Annotated in this window: 13 protein-coding genes; 10 read left to right on the top strand and 3 right to left on the bottom strand. The window is 41.6% G+C overall.

Annotated elements, in window-relative coordinates; translation table 11 throughout:
• Positions 1–89 precede the first annotated feature (89 nt).
• Positions 90–2,597: an excinuclease ABC subunit UvrA gene (gene uvrA / locus OQ267_RS09630; protein WP_265835710.1), complete on the top strand. Its 2,508-nt coding sequence runs from the start codon at positions 90–92 to the stop codon at positions 2,595–2,597.
• A gap of 133 nt (positions 2,598–2,730) precedes the next feature.
• Here uvrA and OQ267_RS09625 read toward each other — a convergent pair whose 3' ends face one another.
• On the bottom strand, positions 2,731–3,339 hold the full coding sequence (locus OQ267_RS09625; protein ID WP_265818416.1) for a GIN domain-containing protein: 609 nt from the start codon (positions 3,337–3,339) through the stop codon (positions 2,731–2,733).
• 287 nt (positions 3,340–3,626) lie between these two features.
• On the opposite strand from OQ267_RS09625, the gene OQ267_RS09620 reads away from it, so the two are divergent.
• Complete coding sequence (locus OQ267_RS09620; protein WP_088302337.1) at positions 3,627–4,544, top strand: hypothetical protein; 918 nt, start codon at positions 3,627–3,629, stop codon at positions 4,542–4,544.
• A 55-nt stretch (positions 4,545–4,599) separates the two neighbouring features.
• Here OQ267_RS09620 and OQ267_RS09615 read toward each other — a convergent pair whose 3' ends face one another.
• Positions 4,600–7,395, bottom strand: coding sequence for a substrate-binding domain-containing protein (locus OQ267_RS09615; RefSeq protein ID WP_265835709.1), 2,796 nt, complete (start codon positions 7,393–7,395; stop codon positions 4,600–4,602).
• A gap of 252 nt (positions 7,396–7,647) precedes the next feature.
• Here OQ267_RS09615 and OQ267_RS09610 point away from each other — a divergent pair, with 252 nt between their 5' ends.
• The 8 genes from OQ267_RS09610 (at position 7,648) to OQ267_RS09575 (ending at position 21,319) form a co-directional block, all read left to right on the top strand.
• Positions 7,648–8,982, top strand: coding sequence for a sugar porter family MFS transporter (locus OQ267_RS09610; protein ID WP_088302335.1), 1,335 nt, complete (start codon positions 7,648–7,650; stop codon positions 8,980–8,982).
• Between the two features lie 7 nt (positions 8,983–8,989).
• Positions 8,990–9,949 (top strand): carbohydrate kinase family protein, encoded by a 960-nt coding sequence (locus tag OQ267_RS09605; protein WP_265835708.1) that lies wholly within the window; start codon positions 8,990–8,992, stop codon positions 9,947–9,949.
• Between the two features lie 119 nt (positions 9,950–10,068).
• Positions 10,069–13,098, top strand: a complete 3,030-nt coding sequence (locus OQ267_RS09600) for a SusC/RagA family TonB-linked outer membrane protein (RefSeq protein ID WP_265835707.1) — start codon at positions 10,069–10,071, stop codon at positions 13,096–13,098.
• Positions 13,099–13,116: 18 nt separating this feature from the next.
• A complete protein-coding gene (locus OQ267_RS09595) occupies positions 13,117–14,814 on the top strand; it encodes a RagB/SusD family nutrient uptake outer membrane protein (protein WP_265835706.1) in 1,698 nt (565 codons plus the stop codon).
• Positions 14,815–14,833: 19 nt separating this feature from the next.
• Positions 14,834–16,210, top strand: coding sequence for a DUF4960 domain-containing protein (locus tag OQ267_RS09590; protein WP_265835705.1), 1,377 nt, complete (start codon positions 14,834–14,836; stop codon positions 16,208–16,210).
• Between the two features lie 24 nt (positions 16,211–16,234).
• Positions 16,235–17,794, top strand: a complete 1,560-nt coding sequence (locus OQ267_RS09585) for a glycoside hydrolase family 32 protein (RefSeq protein ID WP_265835704.1) — start codon at positions 16,235–16,237, stop codon at positions 17,792–17,794.
• An 8-nt stretch (positions 17,795–17,802) separates the two neighbouring features.
• Positions 17,803–19,764, top strand: coding sequence for a glycoside hydrolase family 32 protein (locus OQ267_RS09580; protein WP_265835703.1), 1,962 nt, complete (start codon positions 17,803–17,805; stop codon positions 19,762–19,764).
• 37 nt (positions 19,765–19,801) lie between these two features.
• Positions 19,802–21,319 carry a glycoside hydrolase family 32 protein gene (locus tag OQ267_RS09575; protein ID WP_265835702.1) on the top strand — a complete coding sequence of 506 codons (1,518 nt, stop codon included), beginning with the start codon at positions 19,802–19,804 and terminating at the stop codon, positions 21,317–21,319.
• Between the two features lie 247 nt (positions 21,320–21,566).
• Here the strand turns inward: OQ267_RS09575 and OQ267_RS09570 are convergent, their stop codons facing one another.
• Positions 21,567–22,967 (bottom strand): MFS transporter, encoded by a 1,401-nt coding sequence (locus OQ267_RS09570; protein WP_265835701.1) that lies wholly within the window; start codon positions 22,965–22,967, stop codon positions 21,567–21,569.
• Positions 22,968–23,280: the final 313 nt, after the last annotated feature.

Genomic DNA, 23,280 nt, shown 5'->3' with positions numbered 1-23,280 from the left:
TTATATTGTTGTTGAAACATCCATAAATTAAAAACTTAGTCTAGTCTCTATTGTTGCATAAATGAAATTGAAAGTCACTCCATAAAGTAATGGCAATAGATAAGCAGAGTAGCATGATCAGGGTTCGTGGAGCCAGAGAAAATAATTTAAAAGACATTAACTTAGACATTCCCCGGGATAAGCTGGTGGTATTTACAGGTGTATCCGGTTCGGGAAAATCTTCACTCGCCTTTGGAACCTTGTATGCCGAAGCACAGCGAAGGTACCTGGAGTCTGTTTCTCCCTATGCCAGAAGATTATTTAACCAAATGAGTGTGCCGGATGTAGACACGATAGATGGTCTTCCACCGGCGGTAGCCCTCCAGCAACAACGGGGCGGAACAAGTACCAGGTCATCAGTAGGAAGCGTAACTACCTTGTCGAATTTAATGAGAATGCTTTTTTCCAGAGCAGGAGATTACCCTGAACACCAGGAAATTATATACGCAGAAGGCTTCTCTCCCAATACCCCCCAGGGTGCATGCCCTGAATGCCATGGACTGGGCAGTGTGTTTGAGATCACGGAAAGCACGATGGTGCCTAATGATCAGCTGACGATCCGGGAGCGGGCGATTGCATCATGGCCGCTGGCCTGGCAAGGCCAGAATCAGCGGGATATCCTGGTATCTATGGGTTATAATGTTGATATTCCGTGGAAAGACCTTCCAAAAAAAGATCGCGAATGGATTCTCTTTACAGAGGAAACGCCAACCGTTCCGGTATACCCGGGATACTCTCCAAAAGAAACTGCCGAAGCGATCAAAAACAAAAGAACACCCGATTACATGGGTACTTTCATCGGCGCAAAACCCTATATCCTTAAAACCTTTTCATCCAGCCAATCTGAGCTGATGAAGAAAAGGGTAAGTCAGTATATGCGTAGTACTGTTTGTCCGCTCTGCGAAGGCAAGCGGCTTAAAAAAGAATCGCTATCAGTTAAATTTGATGGAAAGGATATTGCTACAATCTCCAGGCTATCTTTAGCTGAACTAGCCAAAATTTTCGAAAAACATGCCCAGTTAGGAAAAGATAAACGATCGGCAGAAAAGCAAATTGTTACTGGTCGTATTTCTTCAGATATCCTATCGCGGATTAAAGTCATGCTAGAGCTTGGCCTTGGCTACCTGAGTATGGAGCGTACCACACCTACCCTTTCTCCTGGTGAGCTTCAACGCCTGCGACTGGCTACCCAGGTACATTCTAATTTATTTGGGGTTATTTATGTGCTTGATGAACCTTCTGCCGGACTCCACCCTGCAGATACCAGGGCTTTATTGGGTATTCTTGACAAATTAAAGGCTGCCGGGAACACCATTTTTGTGGTGGAGCATGAGCTTGAGGTCATTAAACATGCCGACTGGATTATTGATGTGGGTCCTATGGCTGGTGAGGAGGGCGGTTACATTTTATACAGCGGGCTGCCTGAGGGACTAAAAAAAGTTAAGAAATCACAAACTTCGGCTTTCCTGTTTAATCAGGATGCGAGGAGAATCCTCACGCCAAGAATGCCTAAGGGCTGGCTGAGCATCAAAGATGGGTCTCGGCACAACCTGAAAAATTTAAATATCGATTTCCCCCTTGGTGTGATGACTTGTGTAACCGGAATTTCTGGTTCTGGCAAAAGCAGTTTGGTAAGTCAGTTGCTGGTAGAACTGGTTGCTAAAGGCCTCCATCAAAAAACTGAAGATCAAACAGATGAAATTACAGATGGACCGCAAATTACTGATACGGGCTCCATTAAAGGAAGCATAACCGCAGGCCTGGAGCAACTGTCCAGGCTAATTGTAGTAGACCAGCGTCCGATTGGACGCACGCCCAGATCAAATCTGGCCACCTATACCGGCCTTTTTGATCATGTGAGAAAGCGTTTTGCCGAAGTTCCACTCGCCAAAAAGCGAAAATATGATGCGGGCCGGTTTTCATTTAACGTTGCAAAGGGACGCTGTCCACATTGCCTTGGTGAAGGTTTTGTAATGGTTGAATTGCTTTTTTTGCCAAGCGTGTATACGCCCTGTCCTACCTGTAAAGGCACCAGATATAATGCAGATACACTTGAAGTAATTTATAAGGAAAAAAACATTGCACAGGTATTGGAAATGACCGTAACGGAAGCCTGCAACTTTTTTGATGAAGATCCGCTTATTTACCGGGCATTGGATATTGTCAGGGAAGTTGGGTTGGGATACCTCAAGCTGGGACAGGCCGCAACAGAACTTTCAGGAGGCGAAGCGCAGCGTATTAAACTGGCAACCGAACTCCAAAAGAATCAGAAAGGATCTGCCATTTACATTCTGGATGAGCCAACTACAGGCTTGCATCCCGCAGATGTTGAACGGTTATTGATTCAGCTCCACAAACTGGCTGATGCCGGAAATACGATTGTACTGGTAGAACATGATATGCAGGTAATCGCACAAAGCGACTGGCTGATTGATGTTGGACCAGGTGCAGGTGATGCAGGTGGAAAAATAGTTTATACCGGAACTTTAAATGGACTTGCAAAATGTAAAAACAGCAAAACAGCACCATTTTTAGCGAACTATTTAAATGGGCAGTAATTTTGAACAAATCAATATTTTAGAATTTATAATTATCCATCATTTAAAAAAAATCAAACACAATTCTTTATTACGCAAAAGAGCCTGAACCATCTTGCTGATGATCCAGGCTCTTTTAAAATGATGCTATAAATTATTTAGCGAGCAATGCTGTTTGAGGTGCATTAAAAAGAGCCTCTGATGCATAAGACTCTGATTTCATACAGGCAAAATTGTTCATTCTTACATTTTTCATATTGCTGGCAATAAGCGTGCTGTGTACTGCTGTACCATTTAATTTTACCACTGCCTCTTCTTTCACAACCATATAAAGACTTTTCGCAGTTGTTTTAATGTTAGCATTCGCACCCTGACTGATAAAGAGCTGAAGATTATTGACATCAAAGTTATTGCTCGTCACTACTACAGATCCTCCGTAAGCCTCTATCCTTTCCAGATCTTTCAGTGTAAGTTTAATCACCACTTCATTGGTTTCTTCTGAATTGATAAACAAGGTTTTTCCGTTGGTTGATATAGAAGTTTTGGTTGCATCATAATTCTCTGTTTCAGTAACACCTTGGGTTTTACCTTGTGTAAGCACAAGCTTAACATTTCCACTTACCCAGATGCGATTAACGGTTGATAATTTAACATTCATTGTGGTTGATGAAACCGGTTCGGATGCGAAGGCGGTTAATCCTGTTGAAGAGAGTACTGCTGCTGTAATTGCTACTGCGAATAATGTTTTGGCTAAAGTTTTCATATCTGTATGTTTTAGATTTTTTATTTTGTTTTTTGTTAATGAGACGCTGTCGCACCCAAAACGTTGCACAAAAAAACCTTGTATTATACCAGCGCAAGTAACTTCCAGACTAACGGCTCTTATTTCTCGACGAACCGGAGGTAACCGCTCCGGCTTTAAGTATGATAACCTGTAAATAGGTATCTGAACCATCACCAGTAATAGTTCAATAATTAGTGTAAAATTAAAGATGTACTTCACTGAGAATCAAATAAGAATCCTATCTTACACTTTCCAAATATGTTATTATGATTAAACGTCTCTCATCCTTACTCCTTTTACTGGTTTTATTTATCGGTTGCAAAAAAAAGGATTTACCACCTGAGATTAAACTTTTTGATGATCAGTACAAAAATCTACAATTAAACAGCGGTTTTAAAAATAACAATTTTACCATCAACGGATCAGATTGGTCAGTTGAATATGTGAAAGATGCGCTTTCAGGAGAGGTGTTTCTGGATCAGGCCGGCAAACCCGCAATATTGAAATCGTTAGGTAGTGTATCATTACAAAATGGATGGCTGAAATTAGAAAGAAAGCAAGCAGGTGATCAGCTTATTTTGTCATTGGAGGAGAATTTAAGTACTCATCCAAGAAAATTTCTGATCGGAATTCTTTCTGATGGAAATCGGGGTCAACTCTCTTTTACCCAAAGCCGTGGTCAGGGTTACGCAATTGTGAATAAACAAATTACGGAGATTCCGGGAAGCAGAAAAGAATATACCACTAATGAGGGTTTATATCCGGTAACCGTTACCAACAATGACTGGGTAGCAAAATATGTAGATATTTCAGATATCTACAGAGAGGTGAAGCATATGTCTGAATTCACTAGTGATGATGACAACGCATTCAATTGGGTAAATACACAGGATACAACAGTTTTTATGCAGGACATTCTGATAGATAACAAAGTTTACTGGTCACAAAGTGTACCTTATAAAAAGGGGCAGTCATTAACGCCTTATGTAAAAACCGGAGGTGGCAAAATTGAAATGCTGGTTAAAGCAAATAGCAGTGTTAATGTCAAAGGAAAGATAACCTACCTGTCACGAGAAAGCGATTATTCCTTTACGATTAAAAATCTGACTTCAGGTAATACCTTTGATGTGTCAGGCAAATGGAAACAGAAAGTACCAATATCAACAAGCGTTGAAATATATTAACGATTGATTCGTGATGGATTTACTCATCTTTCTGAAGTGATCATACCGCTTTAAATTAACTGCTTTGCTTTTTTTTAAATTCGCTTGGACTTATTCCATATTTACTTTTAAATAAAGTTGAAAAATAGGTTGGTGAAGAAATGCCTACTTTAAATGCAATTTCTGAAATCGAATAATCTTCATTTATTAAGAGGTAGCTTGCTTTTTTTAGCCTGCGGTTAAGAATATAATCGGTAATGCTACAGTTAAGTAAAGCCTTTACTTTTCTATAAAGCTGAATACGGGAAATGCCAATTGTCTTGGCCAGATCCTCCACGCTCAAGGCTTCATTACTGAGATGATGCTCCACAATTCCGGCAAAATCATTGAGGAATTTCCTATCCAGTACACTCAGCGTTGATTTCTTTTCGGTGTTGCTGCTGATATCACTGATATAATGTTCTTTCAATATCATACGGTTCATAAGCAGGTTCTGAATATTTGCCAGCAGATAATCAAAATGAAAAGGTTTGGTCATGTAAATATCGGCCATGCTATTTATGCCTTCAATCTGTTGTTCGGGGCTACCTTGAGCAGTAAGTAAAATGATGGGAATGTGCGATGTACGAAGGTCAGTCTTTAGCGTTTTTGCGATCTCCTTACCCGACATTCCGGGGATGACTACATCAGAAACAATTACATCAGGAATTTTCTCAAAAGCCTCATGCAGCCCCTGATTCCCCGTAGATGCAGTAAAAACCTCATAATTGGCTGCAAATTTTTCACGAAGATAATTCAACAAATCGATGTTATCCTCAATGATCAGGACAGCGTACTCTTTTATATGTTCCTGAATCAAATTTTGTGGCTTTTCCTCAACCGGTAGATCCTCTGTAATGAAAACTTTAACCTGTTCAGCTAAGGTGCTGCTACGGTCAGCTGCATATAGGGCTAAATGTTCTCCGATCACCGTTTTTCCATAAGGCAGCACAACCGTGAAAGTGCTTCCCTTCCATTTACTGCTTTGTACTTCAATAGTCCCCCCGTGTAAGTAAACGAGTTCACGTGTTAAGGAAAGTCCGAGGCCAGACCCTCTTGATTCGTTGGTATTGGATTGATAAAACTGATCCCAAACATGATGTACCTCCTCCTGAGTCATGCCACTACCATTATCCGTAACCTCTATGGAAAAATCATTTTCTCCACCTGATAATTTCACCTGTATCTTACCGTGACTTGGTGTAAATTTCAATGCATTACTTAACAGATTCAAAATCACCTTTTCCAGGATGTTAGTATCAAAATTGGCCACAATATCTTCTTGCGGTCCGGAAAGCTTTAAAGCAATACCCTTTTTTGATGCCCAGTAGCGAAAGCTTTCTACAATTTCATTTAAAAATGACTGGACCTTATTTCTGGTTGGATGTACCTGGAATTTTTGATGCCCGATTTTTCTGTAATCAATAAGTTCGTTCACAAGCTTAAGGAGGCGATATGCATTCTTCTGGATCATGATAAGTTCCCTTTTTTCTCCGGCGTTGATATTGCTTTTTTTAAGCAGATCTTCTAATGGAGATAGTATCAGGGTAAGAGGGGTCCTGAACTCATGTGATATATTGGTAAAAAAATTCAGCTTATCTTCGGTGGCAGCTTCAATCTTTGCTGAAGCATCCAGCAGCTGATTGCGTTGATCCAGTATCTCGGCATTTTTTTGTTCCAGGCTTTTGTTGATTTTCCTGTTCTCCAATAAGGAAAAGAATGCCAGTCCGCCAAATATAACGGCTAAAACAAGGGTAATGACAATAATGTTGAGCACCAACTTTTGACTATCATAAATCTGGAGCTGATCGGCCAACATCGTTTGCTGGCGTTCGATATCTTTTTGCTGACTTGATACCTTGGCCCATTGAAGTTTCATTAATTGCACCGATGTACTGTCTATCACTAAACTCTGCAGAATGTTTTCTTTTGAAAAGGGCTCTTTATTGAGAATTTTAAAAGCGATATTAATGGCTTCCTTTCCTCCTGTAGGATATAAAACACTGGCTGTAATTTTTTTATCACTTACCATCTGTAGTCCGCCGCCTGCACCGGGAAGCGCATCCACACCAATTACCTTGATGGGTTTACTTGATTTATGGTGGCGAAGAAATGCTCTTGCACTTGCGGCCATAACATCATTGTGGGCAAAGATGGCATCTGAGGCTAATATTTTCTCCTTGTTTTTACCCATTTCCTGGTATGTGCTTCCGGCGATCCAGTTGCCATAAAGCTGCGATTCCAGCTTTATTCCCGGGAAATTACGAAGTTCATCAGAGAATCCCTTGTCGCGTTCTATGGCTGGTGAAGATCCCGGCAGTCCAAGTATTTCAACCACCTTTCCCTTTCCATGTAACAGTTTATTGATGTATTGCCCGGCCATTTTTCCTACCTGATAGTTCTCTGCACCTACATAAGCGGTATATTGTGTGGAGGATGTTTTGCGATCCAGCACAATTACAGGTATTCCTTTATCATAAACCTGTTCAACAATAGCGGTTAAGGGAGAAGCCTCATTTGGAGATATAATTAAAAGATCAATACCATCAATGATCATTTTTTCCACTTGTTGAATTTGCTTCTTGCTGCTGTTGTTCGCATCCATATAAATGAAGTTGGTTCCCGAACGCAGGGAAAGTTCCATTTTCATTTCTTCGAGCATGGTCTTCCGCCATAAATCAGATCCTACACATTGGGAAAAACCGATAGTGAACTTTTTCGCTTCCTGTTTTTTGAAGCAGGAAGTGAGAAAAAACAGGCAAAAGATCAGGCTCGAAATGCGAATATTAAAACGTTGTATTGGATAAGTTTTAAAGAATATCTGGTTATTCATCTACTAAAGCTAGAGATTACTTTTCAATTTCGGAAACGCCGGATAAATCCCATCAGGCAGACATGTAACCATATTTAAAGAATTGTGTTCAAATATTGAAAGTATGGGGCATCCCGAAGCAATACATTAAATTAATACACTGATTTACAAATAGTTGAATTATTTAATTTTTTATAGGTTTTTGAAAGATTTTTAATAGCAGGCTTTTCTCATTTGGTATAATTTGCAACCCTTAACCAATAATAAACTTTTATGAAAAAACACTCTGTCCTGGCATGGTCCATGGTTGTGGCCTTAGGCGGCTTTTTGTTTGGCTTTGATACAGCGGTGATTTCAGGTGCTGAAAAATCTATTCAGGAATTCTGGAACCTCTCTGCATTCGCCCACGGACTTACCATATCCATCGCACTTATAGGAACAGTAATCGGCTCATTGGTGGGATCACGTCCCTCTGATTATTTCGGCAGAAAAAACACACTTTATTTTGTAGCACTGGCTTATCTGCTATCATCTGTAGGTACTGCACTTGCAGATAATTGGTATATATTTTTAATCTTTCGCCTGCTTGGCGGACTTGGTGTGGGCATCTCCTCTGTAACCGCACCCATTTACATATCAGAAGTGTCACCCGCCCACAGACGGGGCACACTGGTTGGTCTTTTTCAGTTTAATGTGGTATTGGGAATACTGATTTCCTATCTTTCAAACTATTTATTAAGTCAGGGTGGTGATGCTTCCTGGCGATGGATGCTTGGCGTTCAGGCATTTCCATCAATCATTTTTTTAGTACTGATTATCTTTATCCCCGAAAGCCCGAGATGGCTTATACTTAAACGAGGTGCATACGATAAAGCACTGGAAATTCTGCGCATCATCAATCCACTAAACTGCAATGAAGAACTTGCCGCTATACAGAAGTCAGGTCAGGATATGCAACAAAATAAATCATCTGACGGACTTTTTTCAGGCAAGTACAAAACACCTGTTATCCTGGCCGTGCTTTTTGCATTCTTCAACCAGGTATCGGGAATAAATGCCATCATTTATTATGCGCCAAGAATTTTTGAAATGGCAGGACTTGGTGCACATTCTTCGCTTTTATCTACTGTAGGTATCGGAATGGTCAATTTCATCTTCACGCTACTGGCCATTAACATTATCGATAAAGTTGGTCGAAAAACCTTGATGCTGATTGGTTCTGTAGGTCTTATTGTATCTCTTGGACTTGTTGCATTTGCTTTTCTGGGCGGTTCATCCAGCGGTTTCGAAATCCCGATTTATGTCATGCTCTTCATTGCCTTCTTTGCTTTTTCTCAGGGCGCGGTGATCTGGGTATTCATTTCTGAAATCTTTCCCAATCAGGTCAGGGCAAAAGGACAAACCCTCGGCAGTTCTACCCACTGGGTAATGGCAGCACTAATTGCATTTTGCTTTCCCTACCTGGCAGAATCATTCGGAGGTGCAAATATATTTTTCTTTTTCTCTGCAATGATGGTCCTGCAGTTGGTGTTCGTTTGGAAAATGATGCCTGAAACAAAAGGCAAGTCACTCGAGCAGATCGGAGAAAATGTTGTTTTGATGCATTAATTGATATATGAATAATATGATAAATAATCCAAACTATAGTTCTACTCCAGCTACATGTTATGGAGAAATTCTGTGGGATGTACTGCCAGATGGTCCACAGCCTGGAGGGGCGCCGTTGAATGTTGCTTATCACCTCAATAAGCTTGGCATGGACTCAAGTCTGATCACCCGGATCGGGAACGATGAAAATGGACAGAAACTTGTTGAATTGATGGAAGACTGGGGAATAAACACAGGGCTTTTACAAGTTGATAAGCAATATGAAACCAGTCAGGTTCTGGCCAGAATGAACAATGGCAATGAAGTAAGTTATGAGATCGTGTTTCCGGTGGCCTGGGATTTTATTGATCAAAGTCAGCAACTGCTCCAGCACATCAAACCATCAACTTACTTTATTTTCGGAAGTTTAGCGTCCAGAAATGAAACCTCAAGGAATACCCTTTATCATCTTTTGGATAATGATGCCATTAAAGTATTTGATATTAATCTCCGTCCACCTTTTATCAATCAGGCGCAATTAGGTCATTTATTATCGAAAGCAGACATTGTCAAGTTTAATGAGGCGGAACTGGGTATTGTACAAATCATGTTCGGAGGTTCTTTGAAAGGGGAAGCGGATAAAGTACGGTTCATACAAGACCGGTTTAACATCCCAGAAGTTATTGTAACCAAAGGTGAGTTTGGTGCCTCATACTATAATTTAGACAAAACCTATAATGTTTGGGGAAATGAGGTAAAAGTAAAGGATACCATTGGCAGTGGTGATTCCTTTCTAGCGGCCTTTATTGCGGCCCACAACCGCCGGGATCAACCTTTGCAAATCCTGAAGAAAGCAATTGCGATGGGTGCATTTATCGCAACCAAGAAAGGCGGATGCCCTGAATACAATTTTGACGAATACCAGGCCTTCTATAACGAATTATTTACGACAAAACCTGACAGTAACAGTGCGCATACTGCTGCTTAGAGGTTAAAAAAACAAATAAACTATAACCGGCAAATGCTGATTATATAGAAAAAACTAACCATTATAAACCATATTTTATGAGAAAAGTAATACTTTGCTGTGTTCTCGTGTTTTGCTTTATGGCAAGTACATATGCACAAATCCGAAACATTACCGGGACGGTCACCGATAAATCCTCAAAACCTGTTCCGGGGGCTTCCGTCTATAATGTAGAAACGGGTAAGTCCACCCAAACAGACGAAAAAGGGAAGTTTTTAATCCAGGCTGCAGCGGGGCAAACACTCCGGTTTATTTACATGGGTGCCCAGACGGTCAGTTCAAAGGTTGGCCCTACCGCTGTAGTAGACGCGCAACTCGAAGTCTCTGCCACCAACCTGAATGATGTGGTGGTAACGGGCTACCAGACGGAAAGGAAAAAAGATCTGACAGGTGATGTGGCCATTGTAGATGTAGATGAACTTAAAAAGCAATCTGTAGCCAATCCAATGAAAGCATTGCAAGGACAGGTAGCGGGCGTATACATCACAGGAAACGGAGCGCCCAGCGCTCCGGCAACCATTCGAATCAGGGGTATCGGAACTTTAAATAACAACGACCCCCTATACATTATTGATGGCGTACCCACAAAATCAGGCATGCATGAACTTAATCAGGCAGATATTGAATCCATGCAGATTCTTAAAGATGCTTCGTCTGCCAGTATCTATGGTGCCAGGGCAGGAAACGGTGTAATCGTTATCACAACTAAAAAAGGAAAAACAGGTAAGACACAGTTGAGTGGGAATGCGTATTCATCGCTTTCAACTTATGTCAATAAATTAGAGATGCTGGATGCAGAAGGTTATGGTAAAATTTTGTGGCAGGCCTATGTCAACAAAAACCTCGACCCCAATTCGAACGGATTGCGTTATCAATTCGACTGGAAGGTTGATCCAAACACCAATCAGCCCGTATTGAATAAGGTACTTTTACCCGAATTTCTAAACTCGACACAAACCCTTCGCACTTCAAATACAGATTGGTTTAAAGAAGTATCTCAGCTTGGTATTATTCAGAACTATGATGCCCAGGTTTCAAGCGGAACTGAAAACGGACACTACTTACTTTCACTCGGCTACTTTGACAACAAAGGTATTGTAAGAACGACCGGATTTAACCGTATTTCAGCGAGAATAAATTCAGACTATAAGTTATTCAATGGTGGATTAACGATAGGTCAGAACCTGAGCGTAACCAAAACAAAAGAAGTTGCTGCAGACATTATTAATTCTGCACTACAGGCATTGCCTATTATACCGGTTCATACCGTAGATGGCATAGGCTGGGGTGGTCCTGTTGATGGGATGAACGATCGCCAGAATCCTGTTCGGGTACTGGAAGATAATCAACAAAATGGCTATGACTTCATGAGGTTGTTTGGTAATTTCTTTGCAGATGTTAAAATCGCTAAGGGTTTGACATTCAAATCCAATTTCGGGATTGATTACGGTGACTATACCAGCAGGAACTGGCAAAAAAAATACCAGAGCGGTTACCTGGTTAATGATGTAAACAAAGTAATCAATACCCAGACACACAACGTGAAAACCACCTGGACAAATACCCTGAACTACAGCCTGGAGTCGGGCAATCACCGCCTGAATGCTTTTGCAGGAACAGAACACTTTGTGGAAAATAACAATACTTTTATGGCATCACGGGAAGGATTTGTTTTAGAAGATCCTGATTACCTTTATTTAGATGCGGGTACGGGCATAAAAGACAACAGCGGCAGTGGTGCAAAAAACGTACTGATGTCTTATATAGGCAGGGCGAATTATTCATTTATGGATCGCTACCTCCTATCTGCAACCATCAGAAGAGACGGCTCTTCCAGGTTTGGAGCGAACAATAAATATGGTTGGTTCCCTGCATTCTCAGGTGCCTGGAGAATTAGCGAAGAATCTTTTATAAAGAACAATACCTCCATTGTAGACGATTTGAAACTTCATGCAGGATGGGGAAAAACCGGTAACCAGGAAATTAACAATAACGCAATTTATAATATTTACCTGTCTAACTACAATATCACTTCTTATGATATTAATGGTAACAAAAGCGGCGTGCTTCCTTCAGGGTTTTATCTGTCTCAGAATGCCAATCCAAACCTGCGTTGGGAAGCAACAGAAATGAGCAATGTCGCCCTCGACTTTTCGCTCTGGAAACAAAAATTGTATGGTAGCATTGGCTATTACCTTAAAAACACCACCGGCATCTTATTGCTTCCTCCATATATTGGTGTGTTGGGAGAAGGCGGTAATACCTATGTAAACGGGGCATCCATGCAAAACCGTGGATTTGAATTATCCCTGGGACACAAAAGCAGCTTAACGGATGATTTAAGCATCGATGTGAACGGTAATTTCGATATGGTTAGAAATAAGGTTACCTATTTGCCTCCGGCAGTTGTAAACGCCTACGGAGGTGATGGCCAGGGACAGAATATCCTGGGAAGAACTTTTGGATCATTCTTCGGTTATGTTGCCGATGGTCTTTTCAGAACGCAGGCTGAAGTAGATAATCATGCTGCACAGCCCAACAAGGGACTTGGGCGAATCCGCTATGTGGATTTAAACAATGATGGCGTTGTCAATGCAAATGACCGTACCTGGATCGGAAATCCTTTGCCAAAATATACTTATGGCTTTAATGCAAACATCAACTACAAAAATTTTGATTTCTCTTTTCTTCTGCAGGGCATAGGTGATGTTGCTATATTAAATGAGGCCAAATCATATACGGATTTCTGGAGCGCCATTGAGTCCTCCTCAAATAAAGGGGCAAGACTATTAAATGCCTGGTCACCTTCCAATCCGAACTCCGATATTCCGGCAGTGGCACTGACAGATGATAATTTCGAATCCCGTCTTTCAACCTATTTTATAGAAAATGGATCTTATCTCAAACTGAGAAATGCGCAAATTGGCTACACATTTAATAAGCAGCTAATCAGCAAGTTAAAAATGCAAAATCTTCGTGTGTACGTAGGAGGAGACAATTTAGCCATTTTAATGAAGTCAAAATCCTTCACTGGTCTGGATCCGGAGACCCCAGGGTTTGGCTACCCTAATCCATTGGTTGTTACCGCCGGAATTAATGTAAGATTTTAAATAATTGAAGATTTTATTATGAAAAAATATATAATCACCCTTGCTGTCTCGCTGATATTAGCCACAGGCTGCAAAAAAGCACTTGAAGTTGGACCCAAAGGTTCGCTTAACGAAAACCAGGTTGCCACTCCGGCACAGGCCGAGGGATTTGTAACCGCTGCTTACTCACAATTGGGAAACGACGAAATTAACAGGGCATTTAGCATGTACCAGTATGGAAATATCCGCGCTGATGATGCCTATAAAGGCGGTGGTGGCATCAATGATGGAGATGTTTTCCATAATATGGAGACTTTTATTGCCTCCAGACCGGATCAATGGAACTATGATGTCATCTGGTTTAATATCTATGTAGGCATCAGGCGGGCAAATGAAGGCATCAGGGTGCTGAGCAAATTTAGCGAAGCGGAATATCCATTGGTTAAAACCCGTTTAGCCGAACTTCGTTTCTTACGCGGATACTGGTACCTGATGGTAGAGAACCTGTTTAAAAATATCCCGTATATTGATGATACAGTACCTTCAGATGAATACAAAAATATAAAAAACAACGCACTAACCAGGGATCAGATTCTGGAGAAGATTGCCGGTGACTTCCAGGCGGCGGCTGAGGCACTACCTGCAACCCAACCACAGATCGGAAGAGCCAACAAATTTGCGGCTTATGCTTTTTTAGCAAAAACACGTTTGTTCCAGGCGTACACGCAGAATACAACACATGCCGTAACCGGAATCGACCAGAACAGGTTGCAGCAGGTTATTGATGCATCAGATCAGGTGTTGGCTTCATCCTATAAGCTACAGGCAGATTTTGCAAATAATTTCACGTCAGGAGCATTCGAGAATGGCATTGAAGCAATTATGTCTGTTCAGTTTTCCAGTAATGATGGCGCAGGACGAGGCCGGGTGAACTTCGGTGATATGCTTACGGTACCACAAGGTATCGGATGCTGCGATTTCCAAAAACCGTCACAAACGCTGATGAATGCTTTCAGAACAACAACTACCGGAATACCATTATTTGATACTTTCAACCAACAGAATGTCGATTTCGCTACAAACACAGTCGATCCACGAGTAGACCATACCATATCCAGACCCGGAGCGCCATGGAAATATGATCCGACAAGAGTGGTTACGGCAAGTTGGAGCAGGAATATTCCGCTGTACGGAACTTATAATTCGATGAAAGAAAACGTATCCCCTGATTGTGACTGTTTTATAAATGTTGCTCCGTTTTTCGGCAATACAAAAGCCAGAATTATGATCAGGTTAGCTGATGTGATGTTATTTAAAGCAGAAGCGCTGATTGAACTGGGCAGGCAAAGTGAAGCTTTACCAATCATAAATGCGATAAGAGACCGGGCATCTAAAAGCACGGCAAAACTGGTGATGGCCAATGGACAGCCCACCTCCAGATACAACGTACAGCAATATGTTCCGGGAACAAATATAGTATGGGATCAGGCAAACGCCAGAAAAGCCCTGCGATTTGAACGCCGTTTAGAAATGGCGCTGGAAGGAGAAAGGTTTTTTGATCTCATCCGATGGGGCGTAGCCGATCAGGTGATCAACTCCTTTTTTGATTCGGAAAAAAGCTTCAGAAGCATCTTTACGAGCGCGAGATTCACAAAAGGAAGGGACGAATACCTGCCAATTCCTCAGAACCAGATATTCTTTAGTGAAAACAACTATGTTCAAAATCCAGGTTACTGAACCGCTAAAATATTAGAAAATGAAATTAAAGCAAATATTGAAAGCATTTTTTGCTTTTGTTATGGCCTTAACCATCCTGGGCTGCAAAAAGGATAAGAACAATGATTTTAAACTTGACAGTCAGGTACAACTCATGTCTTATTCGATTAATGGTATTGCTGCTACTATCGACCAAAAAACGGGTGCGATAAGCGTTAATGTTCCTTTTGGCACAGATATTTCAAATTTGATGCCTAAGCTGGAAATGCCGGATGGCGCAACAAGCTCCATGAATTTCAATAAACCCATCAATTTTACCGGTGTCGTAGATTTCAGGGTAGTGAATGGAAATCTCTTCAAAGATTATTCAACAACGGTTAAAATTACGCCCCCACTCAAAAGCGTTTCTGTAGGCAGCTTAAAGGCATCAATTAATCACGATAACCGTACCGCAACGTTAATCCTTCCTGACGGAACAGATTTATCTGGAATTAAACCAGTCATAGAATCAGAAGCAGATGTTGTGGTTAGCCCGCTAAGTGGCACGGCACAAAATTTCAATCAACCCGTAACCTATACGTTCACTAAAGGCAATTTTACAACAAGTTACCAGGTCACCTTTATCAGCAATTCGGTAAGTGAATACGCATTTTTAGGCACGGCAAGTTCAAGATCGGCAATAACTAACCCTGACGAAAAAGCAGCAAGTGACTGGTTTTTCTCCACCTACCCTACTGCAGACTATATTTCGTTTGGTGCTTTAGAAACCGGAAAACGCCTTTCTAACTATAAAGTAATCTGGTGGCACTTCGATTCTGCACAGGACCTCCCAACGCAGGCTACCAGTACGGCCAGTTTAACGGCCCTGAAAGCTTACCGGAATGGAGGTGGAAGTTTGCTGTTAACCTCTTTTGCCGGCAAGTATGTTGAAGCATTAGGCATAGTGCCAGCCGGTAAAGGGCCAAATAATGTTTTTGGCGACTTTCTCCCGAATGGATTTATCGAAAATGGCAGCGATTGGGGTATCTCTTTCAAAGGCAAGGAATCTCATCCTCTGTTTCAGGGTTTAGAAACCTATGAAACTGGTAAGGCCAACCTTCTGCAAAAGGGAACTTTCAGGCTTAACCACACAGCCTGGTGGTTTCTTCCGGAATGGGGAGGCTACATGAACGGTGCAGGATGGCGTCAGCAGACCGGTGGCATAAACCTGGCATCTGAAGCATGGGATGATAACCTCGACGGCCGTGTTGGCATTGCTGAATGGCCTCAGACCAATGGATCTGGAAATGTAGTAGTTATCACTTTTGGTGCCTACGACTGGTATTCCGAACCTCAAAATGGTGCACCTACAAGTAATAGATTCATCACGAATATTCGCAGGCTGACTAAAAATGCGATCGACTATCTAAAAAAATAATTCACAATTAAATAGTGAAATAACATGGCATTGAAAAGAATATTATTGGCAGGAATGGCGATTTCGCTTTTCCTGTCTTGCACCAAAGAAAAAACCTACGCCCCGGCGGAACCTTTTAGCGAAGAGAAATTTAACATTTTCCCGAAACCACAGATAAGCCCGAACTCTACTACAGGACAGGCCACGGGTTGGGTTGGAGATGTGATGCCCAGCTATGTGAACGGGCAGTTCGAACTGTTTTTTCTGCATGATGATCCGGATCAGGTGAAGCAAAGCAGCACTGGTCAGCATGCGATCCATAAGCTGAGCTCTAAAAACCTGCTCGATTTCAGCTATGATGGCGAGATGATTCCATATGGCAATAAATCTACACAAGATCACCTCATTGGCACAGGGTCTATGGTAAAGGCTGGAAATACCAATTACTTTTACTATACAGGTTATAATGCAAATAACAGCTGGTTGCAGAATAACAACAGCGCATTGGTTTCAGCCAATACCCGCGAAGCGATTATGTATGCCACCAGCAGCACAACCACCGGTTGGACAAAGAAGGCTGGTTTTGCGCTAAAAGCACCAGACGGTTATGCAACGACAGACTTTAGAGATCCTTATGTATTCTACAATACTGAATTTTCTACCTACTGGATGATGGTGAGTGCTCAAAAAGACAACAAAGGTGTAATTCTCGTTTACACCAGTGCCGATCCGGCAAGTGATAACTGGCAGTTAAGGGGGCCTCTTTCGGTTGAAGGTGATTACCTGATGCTCGAATGTGCGGATGTTTTTAAAATTGATGACAAGTATTTTATGCTTTTTGCAGAAGATTGGAGCACTAGTCCGGGAACGCATTACAGAGTTGCATCGTCTTCAGCTGGGCCATGGTTGAAGCCAACAGATGGCATGGATATGTTTGACGGGCATCAGTTTTATGCCGGAAAAACCGCAAGCAATGGTATTGAACGTTATGCCTTCGGCTGGGCACACCGCCGCAGTCCGGAAAATGACAATGGTGTTCGCACCTGGGGAGGAAACCTTATCAGTCAGCAAATTACTAAGCTGGGCAATGATAAACTTGCGGTAAAAGCCCCAAGTAGCGTAAAAAGTTATTTCAGTAAAAATGCTGACGCTACCGTGAGCGCTCAGATCGGCACCGTTAGCGGATCGGCTGGCAACTACACCCTTACCGGAACCTCTTCAGCTTCAGGCTACAGGTTTGCAGCGCTTAACGGAACAACTATGGTTAAAGGAAAACTCTCTTTAAGCAATCTTAACGGAACAGCCTCCTTAAACTTTAATGCAAAAACTGATCTTAGCGGATCTTACCAGATCAGGTTCGAACCGGCATCAAATCGCATTGCCGCCTATAACAATGGCCAGGAAGTTACCCGTGTTCCGTTTGTTTTCGAACAGGGAAAAACATACGACTTTAGTATTATCGTGGATGGATCAATCATCGTACTCTATCTTAACGATCAGGTTGCACTAACCAACAGAAGTTATAGCGCAAAAGGAACGCCATGGTCGCTGCTTGCCAATGGTGTAGAACTAAAAGTTACTAATTTGAAAATATCAACCCATTAATCCTAAAAATGATGAGCAATAAATCTGGTTATGGTTTTGATTTTCGGTATGTACTCGGACTGTTTTTATTGTTGAGCGGTTCTGTACAGGGCCAGGTAATCGATAGAAAAGCTCAGGAATACCGGCCTATGTATCATTTCAGCCCGGTAAAGGGATGGATGGGCGACCCGGATGGACTGGTTCATTATAATAATACTTATCATCTTTTTTGGTGGGGCCATGCGGTTTCGAAGGATCTGGTTCACTGGCAGGAAATGCCAAGACCTATGAAAGAGGGAATGGGATTTTCTTACTTCAGCGGGTCGGTGGTCGTAGATAAAATGAACACTAGCGGTTTTGGAAAGAATAGTATGATCGCTTTCTATACCAAACACCTTCCCGGTGATTCACTTCCTGAAACACAGGCTATTTCCATCAGTAATAATGAGGGGCAAAGTTTTGACTATTACCAGGGGAATCCGATTTTGGATATCAATAAAGTGTTTTTCAGGGATCCGCAGGTTTTCTGGTATGAGCAGGATAAAAGCTGGAAAATGGTTGTTTCCAGGCCTGATGTCCAGCAGATTCATATCTATCAGTCATCAGATCTCAAAAACTGGGCATTTTGCAGCAGCTTTGAAGGCCTGGGTGCAAAAAACTCATTCTGGGAATGTCCTGATCTTTTCGAGCTTCCGATTGAAGGAAGCAATAAGAAGAAATGGGTGCTAATCGTTGGAAGAGGTCCGAACCGGGTACAGTATTTTGTAGGCGATTTTAACGGAAAGGCTTTTGTAACAGATAAAAAACTCGCAGATTACCTCAGTTTTGGACAAGGTGTCAAAGGGTCTGTTTTTGAGGATTTTGAAGGTAAAAATTCAAAATGGCCGAAGTTTCCGGAAGGGCATGAAAACAAAGTATCTGGTGTGACTGATTATCTAGGTAAGCATTACCTGAGTACCGCAAATGCTTCTGCAACAGTTTTTCGGTCAAAATCTCAGCCTTTCACCATAAGCGCTAAAGCCATTAATTTTTTGGTGATGGGCGGAAATCACCAGGATAGTACCTGTATAAATCTTTTGGTAGATGGCAAGGTAGTGAAGACAACTCATGGTGATAATACCAGGGTTTTTAAATGGAACGGATGGGATGTACGCCCCTGGATAGGTAAAAAAGCACAACTGGAGCTTGTAGATTTGAGTAGAGATACGACTAACGGGTTCATTGCTATTGATCATGTTACGTTTTCTGATCAGTTAAGCAATCAACACCTTGAACACGCCTTGTGGCTGGATGACGGACCTGATTATTATGCTACCAGAACCTGGCGGGATTACGACAACAAAAATGGCCCAGCCGACACCGTTCATGCCATTGGCTGGATGGGGAACTGGGACTATGCACGCAAGGCGCCATCCAAATGGGGAAAGGGATTTCAATCTATTCCCAGGGTGATGACTTTGAGAGAGACGCCATCCGGATGGAGGGTTTTTCAGCAGCCAATACCGCAGCTCGCCCAACTTCGCGACAGCGGTATTCGTCAACAGTTACAGCTAAAAGGTGTTCAATCTATAAAAAACTTTAAGCCCGACGTAAATTCGTATGAACTCGATGCCACATTTACCCCCGGAACCGCTAAGGCTTTTGGATTGAACCTATTCGTTGGTGAAGGCAGAAAATTAGCACTCAGGTACGATCCGCAGCTTGGTGAACTTACCTTAGACCGGCGCAACTGTACCAACTTCAATACAGATACCGCTTTTACAAAATCGTTTGCAAAAAAGTATGCTGTACCCTTAGCTTTGGATAAAGGCAGCCTTCGTTTACATATCTTTGTCGATCGATCCTCAATTGAAATATTCGCAAATGACGGAGAAAAAGTGGTAAGTGCAACAACTTTTGCTGCTGACGCTCAAACCGGTCTGGAGACTTTTTCCGAGGGTGGAAATACAACATTAAATATCCAGGCATGGAAACTCAAAAGCATATGGTAAGCACTAATCATTTTAATTATATTTTAAACTTATAAAAATGGCAATAAAAAGAAATTTATACTTTGGTTTACTCGTTGCATCTTTTTTTTATGGATGTACGTCAACGAGAATGGTGCATCAAAAAAGCGCAGATATGGAACCCTATCGCCCGAAATACCACTTTACACCTAAAGCCCATTGGATGAACGATCCAAATGGAATGGTCTATTTAAATGGAAAATATCATTTGTTTTTTCAGTATAATCCCGATTCTACCGTTTGGGGCCCTATGCACTGGGCCCATGCAATAAGCAAGGATATGATTCATTGGGAAGAGCAGCCCATCGCCTTGTATCCGGATAGCCTTGGAACCATATTCTCTGGAAGTGCGGTCATCGATAAAGATAATACGGCGAGTTTTGGGAAAAACGCCATGGTAGCAATATTTACGCATCACAACAAGAAAATTGAAGATCAGAAGACAGGACTTCACCAATATCAAAGTCTCGCTTATAGTCTTGATGAAGGTAAAACCTGGACGAAGTACGCTGGAAATCCTGTTCTTCCTAATCCGGGTATCTGGGATTTTAGGGATCCAAAGGTAATGTGGCATGCGGCTACCGGAAAATGGATCATGACATTGGCCACCAAAGACCGGATCACATTTTATTCTTCTCCTGATTTAAAGAAATGGAGCAAGGAAAGCGAGTTTGGCGAAAAGCTGGGTGCACACGGTGGTGTGTGGGAATGTCCTGACTTATTTCCACTCGAACTTGATGGTAAAACACATTGGGTACTCCTGGTGAGCATCAACCCGGGCGGTCCAAATGGTGGTTCAGCCACGCAGTATTTTACGGGTGATTTTGACGGAAAAACTTTTAAACCAGATGCTGAAAAGCAAAAATGGATGGACTATGGTACGGACAATTATGCGGGTGTCACGTTCTCCAATACAGGGGCAAGAAAAGTGCTGATGGGATGGATGAACAATTGGAATTACGCCAATGTGGTACCGACTACGGCTTGGCGTGGCGCTACCACCCTACCCCGCGATTTAACACTTAAAAAAGTTGGTGAAGAGATTTATCTTGCTTCAACTCCTGTTAAAGAGTTGTCGAAACTGGAAAAGGTGGTATTTGAACGCAAAGGATTGACTGGAATTAATTCATTAGATCTTTCAACAGGTTTAATAGAAGGAAAAGGCACCAGGGTTGAGTTACAGGTTGATAGTCCCGGTGACTTCAGCATTGAACTTGGAGATGGAAAAAACCAGAAGCTTATTATCGGTTTCGAACAGAACAAAGGCTATTTTATTGACCGCAATAATGCAGGTAATGGTGCATTTGAAAAAAGTTTTGCTGGAAAACATTTTTCACCGCGGATTTCAGCTGCAGATCATAAAAAAATAATCGTCTTTATTGACGCCGCATCTGTAGAACTATTTGCAGATGATGGACTTACGGCGATGACTGCAGTATTTTTCCCAATCCAGAAAAACAGCTCACTGGAAATAAAAAGTCCACAGAAAATTGATGTTCCAGTGGTTAAAGTATCTACAATTGAACGCGCTAATTAAGCCCTGTGCTACGAAAAAAGCTTTAACATGATTATTAATTTTTATTAAGACTCGTCACATTGAGCCTGTCGAAGAACTTTTTCACAAATCCTTCGACAGGTTAGCATTGATAGGCTCCAAAAAAGGTCGTCATTGCGAGGAGAAACGACGAAGAAATCTATCATGCTAGCAATCCTTACTGTAAAGATTGCTAGCATAAAATGAACGCTTAAAAGCCAAACTTAAACAAATCCAGGCCATTGTCGGCTTATTTTAAATTCTCACCGTCTTTAAAATGCAGTCTTCGAAAGATAAAACCAGATAAAATTGTCAAAATGCCTACTACCAGGAAAGTATACCTGAACGCATAATGGATGTCATCATGTATCAGTTTTACATCCCCCCTGAATGCCTTCAGCACGATCAGTCCAAAGGCAACACCAAATCCAATAGCCAGCTGCTGATTCACTGAAATCAAAGAATTGCCACTGCTGGTATGATATTCACGCAAATCTGCAATCGAAATGGTGTTCATCGCGGTGAACTGTATGGAGTTGAAAAATCCCAATACGGCAATAATGGGTACATAATAATAGATGGACGCTCCAGTTGCGGGTATAGCCATAAAGCAGATCAAAACACCAATGATAAAAGTATTCGCCATCAATGTGGTTCTGTAACCAAATTTATTCAGAATTTTTATTACTGTTGATTTTGCAATAATTGCCGTTAATGCCATTGGAGCCACAATCCAGCCAGAGATTACAGCAGACTGGCCATAGGCAATCTGGATCATCATGGGCAATAGAAGCGGTATAGAACTGATGCCCAGCCTGGTCGCCAGATTGCCCAGTATCCCTACCCTGAATGTTCTAACCTTAAACAGGTTGATAGGGAAAATAGGATTGTTATCTGTTGTAGCATGCCGATAGTAGAAATACAACATCATCATACCAAATAACAGAATGGCAAGGGCGGGTGTAATATAATGTGCGTTTCCAAATAATTCAAGAGAGATGGAAAGCAATAATGAAGCTGCCGCAAAAATCAGAAAGCCTCTTAAATCAAAATCAATTACAGGGGAGCGATAGTCTGGCATATACCGTAAGCTCAGAAAAATGCCCGCCAGGCCCATGGGAATGTTGATCAGAAAAATCCAGTGCCAGGAGAGATAATCTACCATGTAACCCCCAACCAGGGGGCCCAATACCGGCCCGATGAGGGCAGGGATGATAGCGAAATTGATAGCTTTCAATAAATCTTTTTTTGGAAAGGTCTTTACCAAAGCCAGTTTTCCAACAGGCGTCATCAGACTTCCACCTACCCCCTGTATCATTCTGGAAATGACCAATTGTGTCAGACTGCCGGAGAGCGAGCAAAAAAGCGATCCCACACTAAAGAGTGCGAGGGCAAAAATAAATATCTTTTTGGTACCGAATTTATCTGAAAGAAAACCACTAACCGGCATAAAAACAGCCAGCGTAAGTACATAACCAATGATTGCGTTTTGCATATTGAGCGGAGATTCATTCAGATCTTTCGCAATGGACGGAAGAGAGGTATTCAGGATTGTTGAATCAAGCATCTGCATAAAAATTGCAGTGGCCAATATCATGGGCAAGACCTTTTTGGTAGTTTCTATTTCTTTAATAGATAAATTTTGAATCATAGTTAACTTTTTATCCGGCTAAGCCACTTCTCTCCTCAATTGAGTACGCTTTTGATCAAGCTTCCCGCTAATCGCTTTATGGCAAAATAAACACAAAAATATCTGTCATGAAAGTAACAGCAATAAAATGACAGTTAAGGGAAATTCATGGCAAAACATAGGTATGCTAACTTTTAGCAATTGGCCGAAATATGGTTATCTAAGATAATTTATTCAGAAAGCAGCAAAAAATCTCTTAAGGATGCTGTTTTGCATTAAAGGAATATCATCCACCTGGATAAAGATAAATACATACTTACATTTAATTCATAAA

It is taken from the genome of Pedobacter sp. MR22-3 (assembly GCF_026240075.1).
Lineage (GTDB): Bacteria > Bacteroidota > Bacteroidia > Sphingobacteriales > Sphingobacteriaceae > Pedobacter.
The sequence above is the reverse complement of the archived record's forward strand: the minus strand, read 5'-3'. Positions and strand labels throughout refer to the sequence as shown.